This is a genomic window from Microlunatus aurantiacus (genome assembly GCF_039536605.1).
In the GTDB taxonomy this organism is placed as follows: Bacteria; Actinomycetota; Actinomycetes; order Propionibacteriales; family Propionibacteriaceae; genus Microlunatus; species Microlunatus aurantiacus.
The window spans coordinates 1,075,159-1,093,448 of record NZ_BAAAYX010000002.1 but is presented as its reverse complement, the minus strand read 5'-3'; the positions used below and the strand labels follow the sequence as shown (position 1 = coordinate 1,093,448).

The window sequence follows — 18,290 nt, the reverse complement described above, 5'->3', positions numbered from 1 at the left end:
AGAGGCCGCAACAGCGACAGAACGACGAGGGAGTTCCGTGGACATCAAGGTCGGCGTCAAGCAGGTCAGCCGGGAGATCGTGGTGGAGTCCAACCAGACCGCCGCCGAGGTCGAGAAGGCCGTCGCCACCGCACTCGGCGAGGACAGCGTGCTGGTGCTGACCGACGCCCACGGGCGCAAGGTGCTGGTGCCGGCCGCGAGCATCGGCTACATCGACATCGGCGAGGAGAGCGCTCGCCGCGTCGGCTTCGGCTCCAGCTAGTCAGGACGGCAGACCGACGCCGGTCAGGACTGCAGACCGAGCTCGGCCATCCGCTTGGTGTGGTTGGCCACGAGCCGGGAGAACATCCGGCTGATGGCGGCCAGGTCCATGCCGGGGCGGTCGACCGTCCCGGTCAACAGGCTGGTCAGCGCATCCCGGTCGGCGGCCACCCGCTGGGCCTGGCTGAGCGCCTCGCCGACCAGGCGCCGGCCCCACAGGGACAACCGTCCGGCGAGCTTCGGATCGTTCTGGGTGCCCTGTCGGACCTGGGCGACGATGAACGCGTGCAGGTCCTCGGCGGCCAGCACCTCGTGCACGAGGTTGCGGGTGTCGGCGTCGACGAAGGCAGCCACCTCGCGGTAGAAGTCGGCGGCGAAGCCGTCCCCCACGTACGCCTTGACCAGGCCCTCGTACCAGTCCTTCGGCTTGGTGTAGCCGTGGAACGCGTCGAACGGTGCGTGGAACGGCTCCATCGCGGCCATCACCTCCACGTCCATGCCGGCCAGCTGGTCCGACACCGACGTGAAGTGGCCGATCTGCCGGGCCGCGACGGTGGCCAGCTGCACCTTGTCGGTCAGCGTGGGAGCGATCTGCGCGTCCTCGGCCAGCCGTTCGAACGCGGTCAGCGCGCCGTACGCCAGGATGCCGAGCAGGTCCACTGCACCCGCGCGGTAGCCGTCGTCACTCATGCGGGCAGCCTAGTGGGCGGGGCGCGATAGACTCCGAGGTGGCGCACCGCTGTGCGCCACGACTCTGTCGCACACGAAAGTACGAGATCCTGACTACCGAGACCACCACCGCAGCCCCGGTCGAGACGACTCCCGCCGAGTTGGCGACCTTCGCCAGCATCGGAGTGCTGCCCGAGATCGTGGACGCCCTCGCCGAGGTGAACATCGTCCACCCCTTCCCGATCCAGCAGATGTCCATCCCCATCGCGCTGACCGGCACCGACATGATCGGCCAGGCCCGCACCGGGACGGGCAAGACCCTCGCCTTCGGCATCACCGCCCTGCAGCGGATCATCGTCCGGCACGACCCGGAGTTCGAGCTGCAGGCCAAGCCGGGCGCCCCGCAGGCCCTGATCGTGGCGCCGACCCGTGAGCTCGCGCTCCAGGTCAGCAAGGACCTGACCGTCGCCGCCAAGATCCGGCAGGCCCGCGTGCTGACCGTGTACGGCGGGGTCGGCTACGACACCCAGCTCGACGCGCTGGCCGAAGGCGTCGAGGTCGTCGTCGGCACCCCCGGCCGCCTCCTCGACCTGGCCAACCGCCGTTCGCTGGACCTGAGCCACATCAAGGTCCTGGTCCTCGACGAGGCCGACGAGATGCTGGACCTGGGCTTCCTGCCCGACGTCGAGCGGATCCTGGCCAAGACGCCCGAGCTCCGGCAGACGATGCTGTTCTCCGCGACCATGCCGGCGGCGATCGTCTCGCTGGCCCGCCGCCACCTGCGCCACCCGGTCAACATCCGGGCCGAGTCCGCCGGTGAGGAGATGACCGTCCCGGCGACCGCGCAGTTCGTCTACCAGGTGCACGATCTGGACAAGCCCGAGATCGTCGCCCGCATCCTGCAGGCCGAGAACCGCAACCGCGTGATGATCTTCTGTCGCACCAAGCGCGCCGCCCAGCGACTCGCCGACGACCTGGCCGAGCGCGGCTTCTCCGCCTCCGCGATCCACGGTGACCTGAGCCAGGTGCTCCGCGAGAAGGCGCTGAAGCGGTTCCGGACCGGCGGCGTCGACGTGCTGGTCGCGACCGACGTGGCCGCCCGCGGCATCGACGTCGACGGGGTCACGCACGTCATCAACTACGAGTGCACCGACGACGACAAGACCTATGTGCACCGGATCGGTCGCACCGGCCGGGCCGGCGCTTCCGGGGTGGCCATCACTCTCGTCGACTGGGCCGACATGACCCGGTGGAAGGTGATCAACAACATCCTCGGGCTGCCGTTCCCCGAGCCGCAGGAGACGTACTCCACGTCGGAGCACCTGTTCCACGACCAGGGCATCGACCGCACGGTGACCGGGCGGCTCGTGCCCGCGCCGCCGCGGGAGCCGTCCGCCCGCTCCGGTCGCAGTGACCGCTCCGGTCGCTCCGAGGCCAGGAGCTCGGAGCGCGCGGAGCTGTCGCCCGAGGACGAGGCGGCCCAGGACGCCGAGCGTGAGCAGCGCCGGAAGGACCGTCCCAAGCGGGACCGGAACCGCCGACGCCTGCGCAACGGCCAGCCGGTGGAGGCTGCCGGCGAGTCCACCGAGGCGGTGTCGGCCGAGACGACGACGGTCGCCGACCCCGTCGCGGACGTCGCTCAGGTCGAGGGTGGCGCTGCCGACCACCCGGGTGCCGAGGGAGACGCCCCGAAGCGTCGCCGTCGTCGTCGCCGTGGTGGTCAGCGGTCCGGATCGGGCCAGGGTGCCGACGCCGGTTCCGACGGTGACGCCGATGGCGGGTCGCCCTCATCCGACAGCACCGGCTCCGACAGCACCGCCACCGACAACACCGCCTCCGCCTGAGCCGACCGGCGGAGGTCCAGCCGGGTGGTCCCCTTGAGCCGGTGGCGCGTGGTTGCCCGCCGCTGAGTCCGCTCTCGGCACCCTGGTCGGATCAGCTGCCGTCGGCTCGTCCGTACGCGATCACGGCCCTGCCGACCCGCTGACCGAGCGCCACGCCGGCGGTCGAGTCGCTGCGGAAGTGGATACCGGACCACACCCTGGACGCCGCGTTCTCCTTGGCCCGGCTCAGGAAGTAGTCGGCGTCCCGGGGGAACAGGTACCCGAGCACGGTCGCGGGAGCGGTCATGTTGCTCGAGTGACCCGACGGGTACGAGGCGAGCGGGTAGGTGGTCCACAGCGTGTCGATCGTCGGGTCGAAGTGGATCGGTCGTCCCACGAGGTAGTGGTACTTCGCGTTCCAGCAGGCGATGTACGCGTCGAGCATGGCGGCGAACGTCAACGCGTACGTGCGCGCCGCCCGCGGCGGGTTCGTGTCGAGCTTGTATTCGTGGATCTTCTGGTTCACGTCCTCGAGCACGATCAGCGAGACGTCGACCGCGTAGTAGAACGCCGCCGACGCCGCTTGCACGTACGCCCCCGAGTCGGGCTCCGGCCGGCCGGCGGGGTCCTGGGCCCAGAAGAACAGCTCGGCGAAGTCGGGCTGCTGGCGGCGCGGGTAGTTCTTCACCTCGGCCAGCTCGGCGGCACGCGCGGCCGAGCCCTTGGCCGGGGGCGGCGGTGGGCGGAACGCCGTGACGTCGCCGATCACCAGCGGCTTCCACTCCCCCACCAGCGCCTGGATGTAGCCCTCGTCCTTGGGCAGGACCGGGTAGGAGCCGTCGCCGCCGGGGTACGGCACGTTCGGGTTGCCCTCGAACGGTGTGTCGAAGCCGTCGGCGTCGATCCGGGCGCGGGCGACCTTGGCGGCGACGGCCTTGCCGAGCGCGTAGCCGGCCCGGAAGTCGCTCGGGTGCTCGACCCCGGCGGCGACGCGTGCGGCGGAGTGAGCGGCGGCCCGCTCGGCCAGCTCGGTCGCCTGGTCGGGGTAGAAGTGACGGAGGACGCCGACCGCGGCTCCGGCCGCCGCGCCGTGCTCGCTCGGGTACGAGGGGCTGTCGGGGGTGGCGATCGCCGTCTTCAGCCGGCGCCCGCTCGGCCGCGCCCGGCGATGGTGCTGCTTCCAGGCCCAGGCGGCGATCGTCGCGTCGTAGATCGCCAGGTTGAGGTAGGTGATGACCCGGAAGGTGTCGGGCGCCGGGTTGGCGACGAGCAGCTGGGCGCCGATCTGGTTCCAGCGGAAGCCAGGCGATCCCGTGTCCCAGGAGATCGCATCGAGCGTCTCGGCCGAGCGATCAGCTGACGCCCTCAGCACGGCGTCCAGGTCCCGGAGGGCCACCTGACCTCGGGGCGGGGGCGGCACAGGGATCTCCTTGCCCGAGGACAGCACCCAGGTCTTCCACCTGCCGGCCCCAGGCTCGACACCACGGTCGTCGCTTCGCCCGCGGTCGTCGGCCTGCGCGGCACCGGCCCCGGCACCCGTCAGGATCGCGGCTGCGCCCGCTGCTCCCGCCGCCTGCAGCGCCCAGCGGCGGCTGACGCCCCCGGTCGTGGTCGTCGTCTCCATGTCGGATCCCCTTCTCGGTCGGCTGTGGTACCCACCACCGATTGACAGGCACGTGCCAGACACACCTCCATAGACGCCCGACCCCCCAGATCGGTTGACGCCTACGCCACCACGGTGAACGTGACGTCCTGGACCCCGCCGGTGCCGCCGGACGCGCTCAGGGAAGCCCGGTACCGCCCCGGTGGCAGGGTGAGGACGGGCTCGACGTCGACGGCAGCCTCCCGCTCGCCGGGCGCAGGCAGCTCCTGCTCGTACGCGATCGCGCCGGTGTCGATGTCGACGACCTGCAGCCGAGCCGGCTCGTCGGGTCCCGCTGTGGCGGAGCCGAGCAGCACGAAGGGGCTGGGCACCACATCGCCCTGTCGCGGGCTGTCGAAGCCGGTCGGCCGGACCACCCGCACCGACTCGTCCCGGGTGAGCGGCTCCGTCGTGTCGACGGCGTAGTACAGCCAGAAGGGCCGGCCCCGCAACCTGATCACGACGTCGTCCCGGACGCCGAGCGTGTCCTGCAGCGTGCGCACCCAGGTCTGCGCCATCACGTGCGCCTCCGGCTCGGTGAAGACCTGGCTGGCGAAGGCGTTCAGGTCGACGCGGATGAGGCCGCCGGACACCGTGACCGAGGTGATGTCGATCTTCTGGGCGATCTTCTGGTCGAGCCAGCTGGTGTTGCCGGGCTGGACCGGTGGGGTGGTGAACAGGGCCTCCAGCGCGGCCCGACCGACATCGGGAGAGTCCGTGCGCATCCGCTCCGGAGTGAGGGTGAAGGCGGCCGGCGCCGGCCCACCAGCAGGTCCGGGATCGGGCGGTGGATAGACACCGGCCGTGGTCCGGTACACCACCAGCGTCGGGATCGCCGCGTCGTAGCGGGGCACGCTGGTGGTCGCCGGGGCGACGGGAGCCGGGGTGACGACCAGCGGGTGCCAACCGAGGACCACGGCCACCGTGAACGCCGCGGCAACAGCCACGGCGGCGATGGCCCCGCCCAGCACCCGACGACGCCGTCGTGTCCGGCTGACGGGGCCCGGGCGAGCGACGGGCCCTTCCGGCACGAGGACACGACCGGCGATGGCGTCCCAGGCATCGGGGACCTCGATGGACATCGCCGCGGCGTCCAGGGCCCGGGCCAGCAGCTGCCCGACCTGGTCGGCGTCGACGCGCCTGGCGGTCATCGGTTCACCTCCATCGCCGTCCGCAGGGAGCGAAGTCCGCGGGAGCAGTGGGTCTTCACCGCACCGCGGCTGACGCCCAGCGTGTCGGCGATCTCGGCCTCCGACAGCTGACCGTAGTAGCGCAGCACGAGCACCTCCCGCTGCCGTCGCGGGAGCTTCGCCATCACCGCCAGCACCCGTTCGTGCTCGAGGTGGACCAGCGCGTCCGTCTCCGCGCTGTTCACCTGCGACGGCGGACGGACGGGTTGGCGGTCGACGACGGCCCGATGCCGTAGGTGGGACCGTGCTCGGTTCGCCACGCAGGTGCGGAGGTAGGCGACAGCCGCCCCCCGGTCGCGGAGCGTTCGCCAGCGCGCCACCATGTCCACGAACGTGTCCTGGACGATCTCCTCGGCACGACCCACGTCGCCGATCAGCAGCACCGCCAGCCGGACCAGCCGGACGTAGTGCAGGGCGTACAGGTCGCGGACCGCCACCAGGGCCGCGGATTCGTCCCCCGCCTGGCCCTGCTCGACGGCCGGCAGACTGACAGAGTCCACGTGGACCTCCTCCCACCCCCTACAGACGCCTGGGGCGGACGGCAGGTTGACGCCACCGACGATCCTCCTCAGCACCCCCGGTGGCTACGGCACGCGGACGCCGGTGTGGGCGGAGGTCTTCCCGTGCGAACAGGGAAGGGTCGACCGGCGTCGCGCCGTCAGCTCTACTTGCGTCGCCCGCCTCCCTCCGTCAGGGTGACGCGGGTGCTGGAAGCTCCGGTGTTCGACTCCCGCGGCGCGTACGCGGCTCGGCTCGGTGACGCCGCCTACTGGCGCCCGTACGCGGCCGCCGCCCTGGCCGCCTGCGGTCTGACCGTGCCCACCACCTTCAGCAGCGGGTTCGAGGGGACGTATCCGACTCTGCTGGGCGACCGGCTCGTGGTGAAGCTGTTCGGGTGGTTCCCGGGGTGGCGGAAGTCCTTCGAGACCGAGGTGGCGGCGAACCGTGCGGTCGAGCAGGTGGACGGTCTCTCCGCACCACGGGTGCTGGCGGCCGGATCGCTCTTCCCCGGGGCCGATGACGACTGGCCGTTCCTGGTCTCCCAGCGGCTTCGGGGTCAAGCGTGGCGCGAGGTCGACCTGGCGACCCGGACGGCCGAGGCGATCGCCCACGACCTCGGCGGCCAGATCCGTCGTCTGCATGACCATCCGACCGGGAGCCTGCAGCTGGCTCGGGCAGACTGGCTCGCCGATCACGGCCGGGAGGCGCACGACCGGCACCGTGCGTGGCACTCGCTTCCCGACCGCCTGATCGACGAGATCCCCGCCTACCTGCGCGGCTATCGTCCAGAGCGTCGGTGCCTCGTGCACGGTGACCTGACCGAGGACCACCTGTTCGTGGCCGGGAGCACGCTGATCGGGATCATCGACTGGGGCGACGCGATGGTCACCGACCCGTGCTACGAGCTGGGCGCGCTTCATCTGGGCGCCTTCGCCGGCGATCGCCGGCTGCTCGGGCAGTTTCTCGACGGCTACGGCTGGTCTCGGGCCGAGGGCTTCGCCGATCAGGCCCTCCGGGTCGCGTTGATGCACGAGTTCGATCTGCTCGCGCCCTTCTCCGCCCTGGCCGCCGGCTGCAGCGACCTCACCTCCCTGGCGCACCACCTCTGGGCGCCCGTCCGCTAGCCGGGGCCGGTCGGCGACCGGACCACCGCGTGCGATGCGTGACGTCGTGCAACGCGATGTCACGGGTCGGCTGACCGCGACCGACGCCGGCACCGTCGGTGTCGTCCTGATCCAGCGCGGAGCGCACTGAGCCTGGTGCCGGGAGGACCGTCGTGACGGCGAGGTATGGTTGAACACTCAACTACTACCGAGGAGCTCCATGCCGACCAAGGTCGCTGTCATCTACTACTCCCAGACCGGCACCGTCGAGACGATGGCCCGTCGACTCGCCGCCACCGCTGAGGCGCACGGCGCCGAGGTGCGGCTCCGGTCCGTCGGCCGCGACGGCGACGAGGTCCCCGACGGCGAGCCGCAGCGGCCGACCGCCGACGACGTCGTGTGGGCCGACGTGGTCCTGTTCGGCTCCCCCACCCGCTACGGCAACGTGGCCGGACGCCTCAAGGTCTTCATCGACAGCCTGGGCGGCCCCTGGAGCCAGGGTCTGCTCGCCGACAAGGTCTACGCCGGCTTCACCTCCAGCCAGACCGCGCACGGCGGCCAGGAGACGACGCTGCTGGCGCTCTACAACACGATCCACCACTTCGGTGGACTGATCGTGTCCCCCGGCTACACCGACGGTTCCAAGTTCGTCGACGGCAACCCGTACGGCGTGAGTCACGTGACCGGAGCCAACAACGACGCCCCGGTCGACGAGACCGTCACCACGGCGCTCGACCACCTGGTCACCCGGGCCATCACCATCAGCGAGAAGCTGAACGCCTGAGTCTCGCCCCGCCACACCGAGCGCGCAGTCCCGCAGGGGGCTGCGCGCTCGGTCGTTCCGGGTTCGCCCGGCGGAGGACGAGCGTCGATCGGTCGATCGGTCGATCGGTCGATCGGTCGATCGGTCGATCGGTCGATCGGTCAGTCGCTCAGTCGGTCGCCGGCCTGCGCCATTCCCGTCTGCACCGCCCACAGGCCGCTGTAGAGTCCCCCGGCGGCCACCAGCTCGTCGTGGGTCCCCGCCTCGACCACGCGGCCCTCGGCCAGCACCCAGATCCGGTCGGCGTCGCGCACGGTGGACAGGCGGTGGGCGACGATCAACGCGGTCCGGTCGGAGGTGACGCGGGCCAGGGACCGTTGGATCGCCGCCTCGGTCTCGTTGTCGACCGCGGACGTGGCCTCGTCGAGCACCAGGACGGCCGGGTCGCGCAGGATCGCCCGGGCCAGGGCGATCCGCTGGCGCTGCCCGCCGGACAGCGTGAGCCCCCGCTCACCGACCACGGTGTCGTAGCCGTCGGCGGTGGCCTCGATGAACCGGGCGGCTTCGGCCAGGCGGGCGGCCTCGTGCACCTCGGCGTCGGTCGCGTCGGGCCGACCGTACGCGATGTTGTCCCGGATGGTCCCGTGGAAGAGGAACACGTCCTGGCTGACGTAGCCGATCACCCCACGCAGCGAGTCCCAGGTCAGCTCCCGGACGTCGACCCCGTCCAGCTCCACCGAGCCCTCCCGCGGGTCGGAGAAACGCAGCACCAGTCGGAGCACGCTCGACTTCCCGGCGCCGGTCGCGCCGACGATGGCATGGGTCTCGCCGGCCGGGACCACCAGGTTCAGTCCGCGGAGGACGTCGGGGCCGTCGGCGTACCCGAAGCGGATGTCGCGGAGCTCCAGCCGGCCGCGCACCGGACCGGGGAGGGTGGCCGGACCGGGTTGCTGCTGTCCGCGCTCCCCCATCAACGCGAAGATCCGTCGGGTGGAGGCCATCGCCCGCTGGTACAGATCGAGGGTCTCGCCGAGATCGGTGAGGGGCCACAGCAACCGCTGCGTCATGAAGACGAGCACCGTGTAGAGGCCGATCTCGAGCCGACCCTCGAGCACGAACCAGCCACCGAGCAGCAGGGTCGAGGTGAAGCCGGCCAGGATCGCCATCCGGATCAGCGGGACGAACGCGGCGGAGCGGCGGATCGCGTCCCGGTTGGCCTCCCGGTAGGCGTCGCTCACGCCTCGGACGCGCTCGATCTCGCGCTCCTCGGCCGTGAACGCCTTGATGGTGGTGAGGCCGCCGAGGTTGGCCGAGACCGTGGCGCTCACCTCGCCGGCGGCTTCGCGGACCGCCTTGTACAGCGGCTCCAGCACGCGCTGGAACCGGATGGAACCCCAGACGATGATCGGCACCGGCAGGAAGGCCAGCAGGGTCAGCTGCCAGGAGGTGGCCGCGAAGACGGCACCCACGAAGATGACCGTCCAGAAGGTGTGCAGGATGACCCGGGCACCGACGTCGAGGAACCGCTCGAGCTGGTTGATGTCCTCGCTGATCACGCTCAGCACGCGACCGGGCGCCGACCCCTCGTGCCAGGAGACGTCGAGCTGCTGCACGTTCGCGTACGTCTCGACCCTCAGGTCGTGCTCCACCGACTGCGACAGACCCCGCCAGAGCCTGGCGGCGACATAGTCCGTGGCCGACTCGATCACCCAGACGATCACGTTCAGGATCGCCACCGCGACCAGCTGGCCGAAGCGGCTCTCGATGCCGAACAGGCTCGAGGCGAACGAGTCGCTGCCGCGCACGACGATGTCGACCGCGACCCCCAGCAGCAGCTCGGGGGCGACGTCGGCGGCGGTGTTCGCCGTGGTGGCGGCGACCGCGGCCACCACCCGGGGCCGGAACCTGCTGTGGTGCCGCCACAGCGCACGAAGAGGTCGCGCGACACCCTCGGAAACCGACCCGTCAACCGTCACGTCCACCCTCGTGGCCTGGGCCCGCGGGCCGAGCTCGATGCTGCTGATCCCGCCGGCTGTGGCGAGGCGGCCACCTTACATAGCCCGCGACGACATCCGCGTCCCGTCCGGGCCGGCCGTCCCCGCCGGCCGCGCCTCCGTGGCCCGGCTGCTGCGTGGCTCAGCGCCGCTCGGGCACGAGCTTCGCCGTCACCACCAGGTTGGACTCGTAGCCGCGGCCGGGGCGGTAGGCACCGGTGCACGTGATCAGGACGAGTCGGTGGTCGCCCGTCTGGGTGAGGGCTCGGCTGTCATCGGCCAAGGCGTTCTGGGCCACGGTGCGGACCGAGGTGATCGTGAAGGTCTGGCGCTGCCCCGCGGCCCCCCGCACCTGGACCCGCTGGCCCTTCTCGACCCGCAACAGCTGGGCGAAGAAGCCCAGACCCTCGGTGGCGGAGTCCACGTGACCGGCGATCACGGTCGACCCGAACGGGTCGTTGAGCCACGAGCTGCCGTCCCACCAGCCGAGGTGCTCGACGTCCTTCGGCACCTGCAGCTCACCGTCGACGGTGGACACCGGCTCCACCCTCGCCGACTCCTTGCCAGGCAGGATGAGCTGGACAGGGACGAAGCGCTTGACCTGCGACGGAGCCTGGGTGCCTCGACCCGCCGCGCCCGGAGACGGGGCGGCCGCCGACGGGGTCGCCGACGCGGACGCGCCCGCCGTCGGAGCAGCGGCCGGTCCGCCGGCCGGCGGCACCGGGGCGGCGCAGGACGCCAGCAGGACGACCGAGGCGGTCAGCAGACCGACCCGGCCGGTCGGACGAATCAGGCCGGTCGGACGAATCTCGGCGAGCCGGCGAACCCGGGCGAGTGGACCCGCCCCGGCGGGGCGGCGATCCACGGGACGACCCGGCCGACGGGTCCGACCGTCGGGATCACCCGAGGTCAACGCGTCAGATCGACCCACAGCACGGGATCCTCGCCGGCGGCGAGGTCGGCGGCCTGACCGCCGGTGCCGGTGTCGACCTTCTTCGGCTTCTTGGAACCGGTCTTCGGGACGTCGATGACGTGCAGCACGACGTTCATCGTCTTCTTGCTCGGGTCGCCGACCGCGTACACCCGGTTGAGGGCGCCGCCCTCGACCGTGAGCTTCACCGGACCGAGGTAGACCGGGCTCTCCTTCTCGTGCGGCACGATGGCCGTCGAGTAGGTGCCCACCGGGACCACCAGGCTCAGGGCCTGGCCGTTGGCGATGTCGGAGAACAGCACCTTGCCGTTGACGGTCACGTCGGCCGGTGGGACGGTCGCGGTGTGCGCGACGGTCAGGTTCGCCTTGTCCGACGGCATCGCCGACAGGTCGTTCTCGTACGCCGTGAGGGTGGGATCGGTCTTGCCCGGCCCTGGCAGGTGCACGACCACGTCGGTGCTGCGGTCCGGCTTGACCTTCACCGTCTGCTCGACCACCGTCGTGCCGCCCTGGCTCACCCGCACCGTGTGGGAGCCCGCCTTGACGTCGAACGGTCCGGCCACCTTGGTGGCCGCCACCGAGTCCGCCACCGCCTTGCCGTCGATCTCCACAGCCACTGTCCGGTTCGGCAGACCCTGGACGATGTAGATCTCCGTCTGGTCGGCCGCCTGGCTGGGCGTGGCCAACCACGCTCCCGCCAGCAGTACCGTCAGACCCACTGCTGCTACGCCGATCTTGTGCCCCGTCACGTGAACACTGTAAGCGGACGTTTTCAGCCGCGGGCGGAAAGCAGCGAACCGGCCACCTCGCGGTAGGCGTCGGCACCCTTGCTGCTGCGGGCGGTCGCCAGGATCGAGCGACCGGCGGCCGGCGCCTCGGCGAACCGCACCGACTTGGGGATGGCCGGCTCCCAGACCGTGACGCCGTAGTCCTCGCCGATCCGTTCCAGCACCAGCCGACCGTGGCTGGTCCGGCCGTCGAACAGCGTCGGCAGCACCCCGATCACCTTGAGCCGCCGGTTGGTCATCCGCTTCACGTCGTGGATGGTGTCGAGCAGCTGACCGACGCCACGGTGACTGAGGGTCTCGCACTGCAGGGGGATGAGCACGCCGTGCGCGGCGGTGAGGGCCACGGTGGTCAGCACCCCCAGGGAGGGCGGGCAGTCGAGCATGATCACGTCGTACCGCTTGAGCAGGGGGGCCAGGGCGGTCTTCAGCAGCTGCTCCCGACCGGTCCGCATCAGCAGCAGCTGCTCCGCGGTGGCGAGCTCGATGGTGGCCGGCAGCAGGTCCACACCGTCCTCGGTCGGCACCACGACGTCGGCGGCCTTGACCTCCCCCAGCAGCACCTGGTGCACGGAGCCCTCGACGCTCTCCGGGTCGATGCCGAGGGAGAAGGTCAGGCACGCCTGCGGATCGAGGTCTACCAGGAGCACCGAGAGCCCCTGCTCCGCGAAGGCCGAGCCGAGCGAGCCGACCGTGGTGGTCTTGGCCACACCGCCCTTCTGGTTGGCGACCGCCACGACCCAGGCCTTGTGCGTACTCACCCCGACATTGTGCCCAGCCGCCTCAACGACCGGGCGCACCGGCGCGCTGAGCCATCAGGGCGCGCAACGTGGCGTACGTCTCGGGATCGGTGGTGTTCACCCCGAGATCGTGGTCGACCTTGCCCGTGCCGTGGTAGTCGCTCGAGCCGGTGGCCAGCACCCCGAGCCGCCCGGCGAGCTCCCGGAGCCCCGCCCGGGCGTCGGCACCGTGATCTTGGTGGTCGACCTCGATCCCGTCCAGACCGTGGTCGGCGACCAGGTCCGCCAGCACCTCTGCGGGGAGCAGCCGCTCGCGTCCACGCCCCCACGGGTGGGCGATCACCGCGACCCCGCCCGCCCCGTGCACCAGGTCGATGCCGCGGCCGATGTCGATGGCGTAGCGACCCACGTGGGCCGGTCCACCGTCGGCCAGGAACCGGTCGAAGGCCTCGGTCCGGTCCTTGACGTGCCCGGCGGCCACCAGGGCGTCGGCGATGTGCGGCCGGCCTACGGACGGGCTGGAGCCGACGAAGGCCAGCACCTCCTCCTCCGACACCGGCACCCCCAGCTCGGCCAGCTTGGCCAGCACCGGCCGCAGCCGGCCCGTCCGGCCGTCACGGACCAGGGCCATCTCCGCCGCCAGGTCGGCGTTCGCCGGGTCGGCCCCGTACGCCAGCAGGTGCACGCTCTGGTGCTGCCGGGAGCAGGAAAGCTCCATCCCGGGCACCACCTCGACGCCGTACCGCTCCCCCGCCGCCCGCGCCTCGTCCAGTCCGTCGAAGGTGTCGTGGTCGGTCAGCGCCACCACCGACAAGCCGGACGCGGCGGCGTGGGCCACCAGCTCCGCCGGGGTGTCGGTGCCGTCCGACACCGCCGAGTGGGTATGCAGGTCGATCCTCATGCCCCCACACCTACCACGACCAAACGGGAGCAACGCAGTCCTGAGACCGCCCCCTGATGCTCAGCTCACCCGGGGCAGCAACCCGCGGGCGACGCGCAGACCGACCGAGGCCTTGGCCAGGTCCGGCTTGCCGTCGCAGATGGAGCGCAGTGTCTTGATCGACTCCGCGACCCCAGGAGTGGCCTTCTCCCACGTGGCGATCCGCTGCTTGGTGGCACCGCCGGAGCCCGCCGCCATGGCTTCGGCGGCCAGCTCGGCCTGCACGGCGTGCAGGTCGTCCCGGAGCGCGGCCCGCGCCATGATCTCCCAGCGGTCGCTGCGGGGCAGCTCGATGATGCGTCGCAGCAACCGGTCCAGACCGAGGCGCTGGCCCAGGGAGAAGTGCACGCTGGCGGCGTCGGCGACCGAGACGTCACGCTGGGCCGCGGTGGCCACGATGGTCAACGCCGGGAACAGGTACGGCTGGATGGCGATCCGGCTGGCCAGCTCCGTCGACACCCCCGTGTCGGTGTAGTGCTTGAGCGCCTTGGCGTACGCCTCGGCGTCCCGACCCGACAGCAGGTCCGGCAGCACCGCGAGCAGACCCTCGACCGGTTCGGCGTAGAAGTCGACGGTCGCGCTGATGTCGATCGGCCGCCGTCGGTTGCTCACCAGCCAGCGGGTCGCCCGCTCGACCAGCGTCCGCACCTCCAGCCGCTGGTCGGTCTGCACCTCGGCCGGGATCTGGTGGTCCAGCGCCGTGATCGCGGCCTCGGAGTCCGCCGCCCCGAAGATGAGCCGGGCCGCCACGTTGGCCCGGATCAGGTCGGCCACCGAGGCGCCGGTCTCCGACGACAACCGGTGGTAGGAGGTGATGCCGGCCTTGTTCACGAAGTCGTTGACCAGCACCGTCGTGATGATCTCCCGGCTCAGCCGGTGCTCGCGGATCTGCTCGGCGTACGCCGTCCGCAGCGGCGTGGGGAAGTAGCGCACCAGCCGGTCGGCCAGGTCGGGGTCGTCGGGCAGGTCGGAGCTGAGCACCTCCCGCGCCAGCATGATCTTGGTGTAGGACATGAGCGTCGACAGCTCCGGTGAGGTCAGACCCTGCTGACGGCGTCGCCGGTCGGCCAGCTCCTCGCTGCCGGGCAGGAACTCGATGTCCCGGTCCAGGATCCCGCGGTCCTCGAGCCGCTCCATCCAGTCCTCGTGCACCCCCGCCATCGACGGGGACTGGAAGGTGGCGTTGGCCAGGGCGAGGTTCTGGTCGTCGTTGTGCTTGAGCACCAGCCGCGAGACCTCGTCGGTCATCGAAGCCAGCAACGTGTCGCGGTCCGGACCGGTCAACCGACCGGCCGCCACCTCGCCGGCCAGCAGGATCTTGATGTTGACCTCGTGGTCGGAGGTGTCCACCCCCGCGGAGTTGTCGATGAAGTCGGTGTTGATCCGTCCGCCCTTGCCCGACTCGCCGCCCTTCATGGCGTACTCGATCCGGCCCAGCTGGGTGAGTCCGAGGTTGCCGCCCTCGCCGACGCAGCGGGCGCGGACCTCCGAGCCGTTCACCCGCAGGCCGTCGTTGGCCTTGTCCCCCACCTGGGAGTGGCTCTCGGCAGTCGCCTTGACGTAGGTGCCGATCCCGCCGTTCCACAGCAGACCGACCGGCGCGCGCAGGCAGGCGCTGATCAGCTCGGCCGGCGACAGCTCCGCCACCGCCTCGGCCAGCCCGAGCGCGGAGCGCATCTGCGGGGTGATGGTGATCGTCTTCAAGGTGCGCGGGAACACCCCGCCGCCGGCGGAGATCAGACTCGTGTCGTAGTCCGCCCAGCTCGATCTCGGCAGCTCGAACAGCCGCTTCCGCTCCGCCCAGCTGGCCGCCGGGTCGGGATCGGGGTCGATCACCAGGTGCCGGTGGTCGAAGGCGGCCACCAGCTTGATGTGCTGGCTGAGCAGCATGCCGTTGCCGAACACGTCACCGCTCATGTCGCCGATGCCCACGCAGGTGAAGTCCTGGGTCTGGGTGTCGATGCCCATCTCCCGGAAGTGGCGCTGGACCGAGGCCCATGCCCCCTTGGCCGTGATGCCCATGCCCTTGTGGTCGTAGCCGGCCGACCCGCCGGAGGCGAACGCGTCGCCCAACCAGAAGCCGTGGTCGATGGAGATGCCGTTGGCGATGTCGGAGAACGTCGCCGTGCCCTTGTCGGCCGCCACCACCAGGTAGGGGTCGTCGCCGTCGTAGCGCACCACGTGCTCCGGTGGCACCACCTGACCCTCGACGATGTTGTCGGTCAGCTCCAGCAGGCTGGCGATGAACAGCCGGTAGCAGGCCTTGCCCTCGGCCAGCCAGGCCTCCCGGTCGACCGCCGGATCGGGCAGCTGCTTGCAGTAGAAACCGCCCTTGGCGCCGACCGGGACGATCACGGTGTTCTTGACCATCTGCGCCTTGACCAGACCGAGGATCTCGGTCCGGAAGTCCTCCGCCCGATCCGACCAGCGGAGGCCACCGCGAGCGACCGAGCCGAACCTCAGGTGCACACCCTCCACCCTCGGCGAGTAGACGAAGATCTCGTACGCCGGCCGCGGCTGCGGCAGGTCGGCGATCTTGCGGGGCAGCAGCTTCAGCGCGATCGTGTCCCGTCCGGGCTGGTAGAAGCTGGTCCGGATGACGGCGTCGATGATCGCCAGGTAGGACCGGATGATCTTGTCGTGGTCGAGGCTGGCGACCGAGTCCAGGGCCAGCTTGATCCGGTCGCGGTGGTCCTCGACCTCGTCGGCGCGGTCGGTCTTGCTCAGTCCGAGCTCCGGGTTGAACTTCGCGTCGAAGAGCGCCACCAGCATCCGGGCGATCTCCACGTTGGCGTTCAGGGCCTGGGCCACGTAGGTCTGGGAGTAGGTCGAGCCGGTCTGCCGCAGGTAGCGGCCGATGGCGCGCAGGATGCCGACCTCACGCCAGCCGAGGTCGGCGCCCATCACCAGCGCGTTGAAGCGATCCGGCTCGCTGCGCCCGCTGTAGGAGGCCGCGAAGGCCTCCATGAACTGGTTGCGGGCGGCGGTGTCCCAGCGCTTCTCCACCTCGGGGCGGCCGCCCGGCACCGCGATGCCGAAGTCGTAGACGAAGGCCCGCTTGTCGTCGGCCACCGTCAGCTCGTACGGCCGCTCGTCGACCACGTCGACCCCGAGCAGCGACAGGTGCGGGAGGATCTTCGACAGCGACAGCGTCTGGGACCAGCGGAAGATCTTGAACCGGAGGTCGGCGTCGTCGTCGGACCGGTCGGGCCGGTACATGGCCATCGCCATGTCGTCGGGACCGGACAGGTTCATCAGCGCCTGCAGGTCCAGGATCCCCTGGTGGGGCAGGTAGTCCTCCTTGTAGCCCTCCGGCAGGGCCCCCATCATCGTGGCCAGCTGGTCGGGCTCCTCGGCGCCGGCGAGCAGCTCGGCGAAGCCGTCGTTCCAGGACCGGGTGGCCAGCGTCAGCTCACGCTCCAGCGCCCGCACGTCGACCTCGCCGACCGTCTCCCCGTCGGGCATCGCGACGACGAAGTGCAGCCGCGCCAGCACCGACTCGGTCACCCTGGCGGTGAAGTCGATCGTGGAGCCGCCGACCCGCTGGAGCAGGATGTCCTGCATCTTGTTGCGGACCGCTGTGGTGTAGCGGTCCCGCGGCAGGTAGACCAGGCAGGACAGGAACCGTCCGTACGCGTCCCGCCGCACGAACAACCGGACCTGGCGGCGCTCCTTGAGGTGCGCGACCTTCTCCACCGTCGGGGCCAGCTCGTCGATCGGGGCCTGGAACAGCTCGTCGCGGGGGAACGTGTCGAGCACGTCGACGATGGCCTTGCCCCCGTGACTGGACTCGTCGTAGCGGGACCGCCGGAGCACCTCCTGCGCCTTCTGACGCAGCAGCGGGATCCGGCCGACGGCCTCGGAGTAGGCGGTGGAGGCGAACAGCCCGAGGAAGCGGCGCTCCCCGACCACCTGACCACCGGCGTCGAGCACCCGGATGCCCAGGTAGTCCAGGTAGGCGGGTCGGTGCACCCGGGACTTGTGGTTGTCCTTGGTGATCACCATCAGCTGCGGGTGGTCGAGCACCGGCAGGGCGTGGAAGGCGCCGGGCTGGTCCACGTCGGCGCGCAGGATGCCCAGGCCGGTGGCCGGCACGCTGACGAAGCGGGCCGGTCGGTCCGCGGCCGCGTCCGCCGCCTCGTAGCGGTACTCCCGGTAGCCCAGGAAGGTGAAGTGGTTCTGGGCCAGCCACCCCAGCAGCTCGGCGGCGGTGTCGGCCTCGGCCCGGCGGTCGGCGGGCAGGTCCGGGTCGGTCAGGACGGTGATGGTCTCCTGCGCGCGGTGCTGCATCTTGGCCCAGTCCTCGACGGCCTCCTCGACCAGCCGGAGGACCTCGCGCAGCCCCTGCTCGAGGTTCGCGACCAGCTGCTCGATCTGACCCTGGCCGCTGGGCGGCAGGATCTCCAGGTGCATCCACGACTCCGCCACCGCGTGCACCAGCTGCTCGCCGTCGCCCCGGCGGAGCTCGCCGGAGACGGGGTGGTCGGGCCGCAGGATGTCGTGCAGCGTCCCGCCGAGGTCGCGGTCGACGAGGAACTGCGGGTGGTAGACGTCGCGGATGCTCCAGCCCTGCCGGAGCACCTCCATCGTCACCGAGTCGACCAGGAACGGCCGGTCGTCGGTGACGATCTGGACCACCGTGGCACCGTTGCTCGTCCAGCCCTCGTCGGACTGTCCGGGAGTGCGGATGGCGATGGTGGCACGGGCCGACGGCCGGTTGGTGGCCAGCTCGTAGTGGCTGGTGACCAGACCGAGGAGCTCCTCCACGCTGCGTTCGTCGACGTCGAGAGCGTCCACGTGCCGGAAGTAGTGGCGGAGGAAGGCGGCGACCGCGTCGCCGTCGTAGCCCAGCGCCGCGGCCTTCGCCGCGCCTCGCGAGGCCACGTCCCTGATCTTGTCGGCTTTGTCGCGTTCGAGTTCGATCTCGAAAGTCGTCACCGCTGAGCAG

General features: G+C 71.1%; 14 protein-coding genes. 4 read left to right on the top strand and 10 right to left on the bottom strand.

The genetic code is table 11. The annotated features are described in order from the left end of the window. Positions 1 to 37: 37 nt before the first annotated feature. Positions 38 to 262 carry a DUF3107 domain-containing protein gene (locus ABD714_RS05165; RefSeq protein WP_344811189.1) on the top strand — a complete coding sequence of 75 codons (225 nt, stop codon included), beginning with the start codon at positions 38 to 40 and terminating at the stop codon, positions 260 to 262. A 23-nt stretch (positions 263 to 285) separates the two neighbouring features. Here ABD714_RS05165 and ABD714_RS05160 read toward each other — a convergent pair whose 3' ends face one another. After that, on the bottom strand, positions 286 to 951 hold the full coding sequence (locus tag ABD714_RS05160; RefSeq protein ID WP_344811188.1) for a ferritin-like fold-containing protein: 666 nt from the start codon (positions 949 to 951) through the stop codon (positions 286 to 288). Between the two features lie 164 nt (positions 952 to 1,115). On the opposite strand from ABD714_RS05160, the gene ABD714_RS05155 reads away from it, so the two are divergent. Then, on the top strand, positions 1,116 to 2,774 hold the full coding sequence (locus ABD714_RS05155) for a DEAD/DEAH box helicase (protein ID WP_425562346.1): 1,659 nt from the start codon (positions 1,116 to 1,118) through the stop codon (positions 2,772 to 2,774). A gap of 91 nt (positions 2,775 to 2,865) precedes the next feature. Here the strand turns inward: ABD714_RS05155 and ABD714_RS05150 are convergent, their stop codons facing one another. From ABD714_RS05150 to ABD714_RS05140, 3 genes are all read right to left on the bottom strand, one after another. Then, positions 2,866 to 4,377, bottom strand: coding sequence for a vanadium-dependent haloperoxidase (locus tag ABD714_RS05150; RefSeq protein WP_344811187.1), 1,512 nt, complete (start codon positions 4,375 to 4,377; stop codon positions 2,866 to 2,868). 101 nt (positions 4,378 to 4,478) lie between these two features. Next, complete coding sequence (locus ABD714_RS05145) at positions 4,479 to 5,546, bottom strand: hypothetical protein (protein WP_344811186.1); 1,068 nt, start codon at positions 5,544 to 5,546, stop codon at positions 4,479 to 4,481. Then, on the bottom strand, positions 5,543 to 6,085 hold the full coding sequence (locus ABD714_RS05140) for a SigE family RNA polymerase sigma factor (RefSeq protein WP_344811185.1): 543 nt from the start codon (positions 6,083 to 6,085) through the stop codon (positions 5,543 to 5,545). Before ABD714_RS05140 ends, ABD714_RS05145 begins: the two co-directional genes overlap by 4 nt. A 204-nt stretch (positions 6,086 to 6,289) precedes the next feature. Here ABD714_RS05140 and ABD714_RS05135 point away from each other — a divergent pair, with 204 nt between their 5' ends. Together ABD714_RS05135 and ABD714_RS05130 are read left to right on the top strand one after the other, a co-directional pair. Further along, positions 6,290 to 7,210 carry a phosphotransferase family protein gene (locus ABD714_RS05135; protein WP_344811184.1) on the top strand — a complete coding sequence of 307 codons (921 nt, stop codon included), beginning with the start codon at positions 6,290 to 6,292 and terminating at the stop codon, positions 7,208 to 7,210. Between the two features lie 199 nt (positions 7,211 to 7,409). Next, a complete protein-coding gene (locus ABD714_RS05130) occupies positions 7,410 to 7,973 on the top strand; it encodes a flavodoxin family protein (protein WP_344811183.1) in 564 nt (187 codons plus the stop codon). Between the two features lie 140 nt (positions 7,974 to 8,113). Here the strand turns inward: ABD714_RS05130 and ABD714_RS05125 are convergent, their stop codons facing one another. From ABD714_RS05125 to ABD714_RS05100, 6 genes are all read right to left on the bottom strand, one after another. Next, the gene (locus tag ABD714_RS05125; protein ID WP_344811182.1) at positions 8,114 to 9,928 is read right to left on the bottom strand and encodes an ABC transporter ATP-binding protein; all 1,815 of its coding nucleotides are present in this window, start codon (positions 9,926 to 9,928) and stop codon (positions 8,114 to 8,116) included. Between the two features lie 160 nt (positions 9,929 to 10,088). Continuing rightward, positions 10,089 to 10,811 carry a class F sortase gene (locus ABD714_RS05120; protein ID WP_344811181.1) on the bottom strand — a complete coding sequence of 241 codons (723 nt, stop codon included), beginning with the start codon at positions 10,809 to 10,811 and terminating at the stop codon, positions 10,089 to 10,091. A 44-nt stretch (positions 10,812 to 10,855) separates the two neighbouring features. Then, the gene (locus ABD714_RS05115; protein ID WP_344811180.1) at positions 10,856 to 11,626 is read right to left on the bottom strand and encodes a DUF4397 domain-containing protein; all 771 of its coding nucleotides are present in this window, start codon (positions 11,624 to 11,626) and stop codon (positions 10,856 to 10,858) included. Positions 11,627 to 11,649: 23 nt separating this feature from the next. Further along, positions 11,650 to 12,423 (bottom strand): ParA family protein, encoded by a 774-nt coding sequence (locus ABD714_RS05110; protein WP_344811179.1) that lies wholly within the window; start codon positions 12,421 to 12,423, stop codon positions 11,650 to 11,652. A 22-nt stretch (positions 12,424 to 12,445) separates the two neighbouring features. Beyond that, positions 12,446 to 13,303: a PHP domain-containing protein gene (locus ABD714_RS05105; protein ID WP_344811178.1), complete on the bottom strand. Its 858-nt coding sequence runs from the start codon at positions 13,301 to 13,303 to the stop codon at positions 12,446 to 12,448. Between the two features lie 60 nt (positions 13,304 to 13,363). Continuing rightward, a complete protein-coding gene (locus ABD714_RS05100) occupies positions 13,364 to 18,280 on the bottom strand; it encodes an NAD-glutamate dehydrogenase (protein WP_344811177.1) in 4,917 nt (1,638 codons plus the stop codon). Positions 18,281 to 18,290 lie beyond the last annotated feature (10 nt).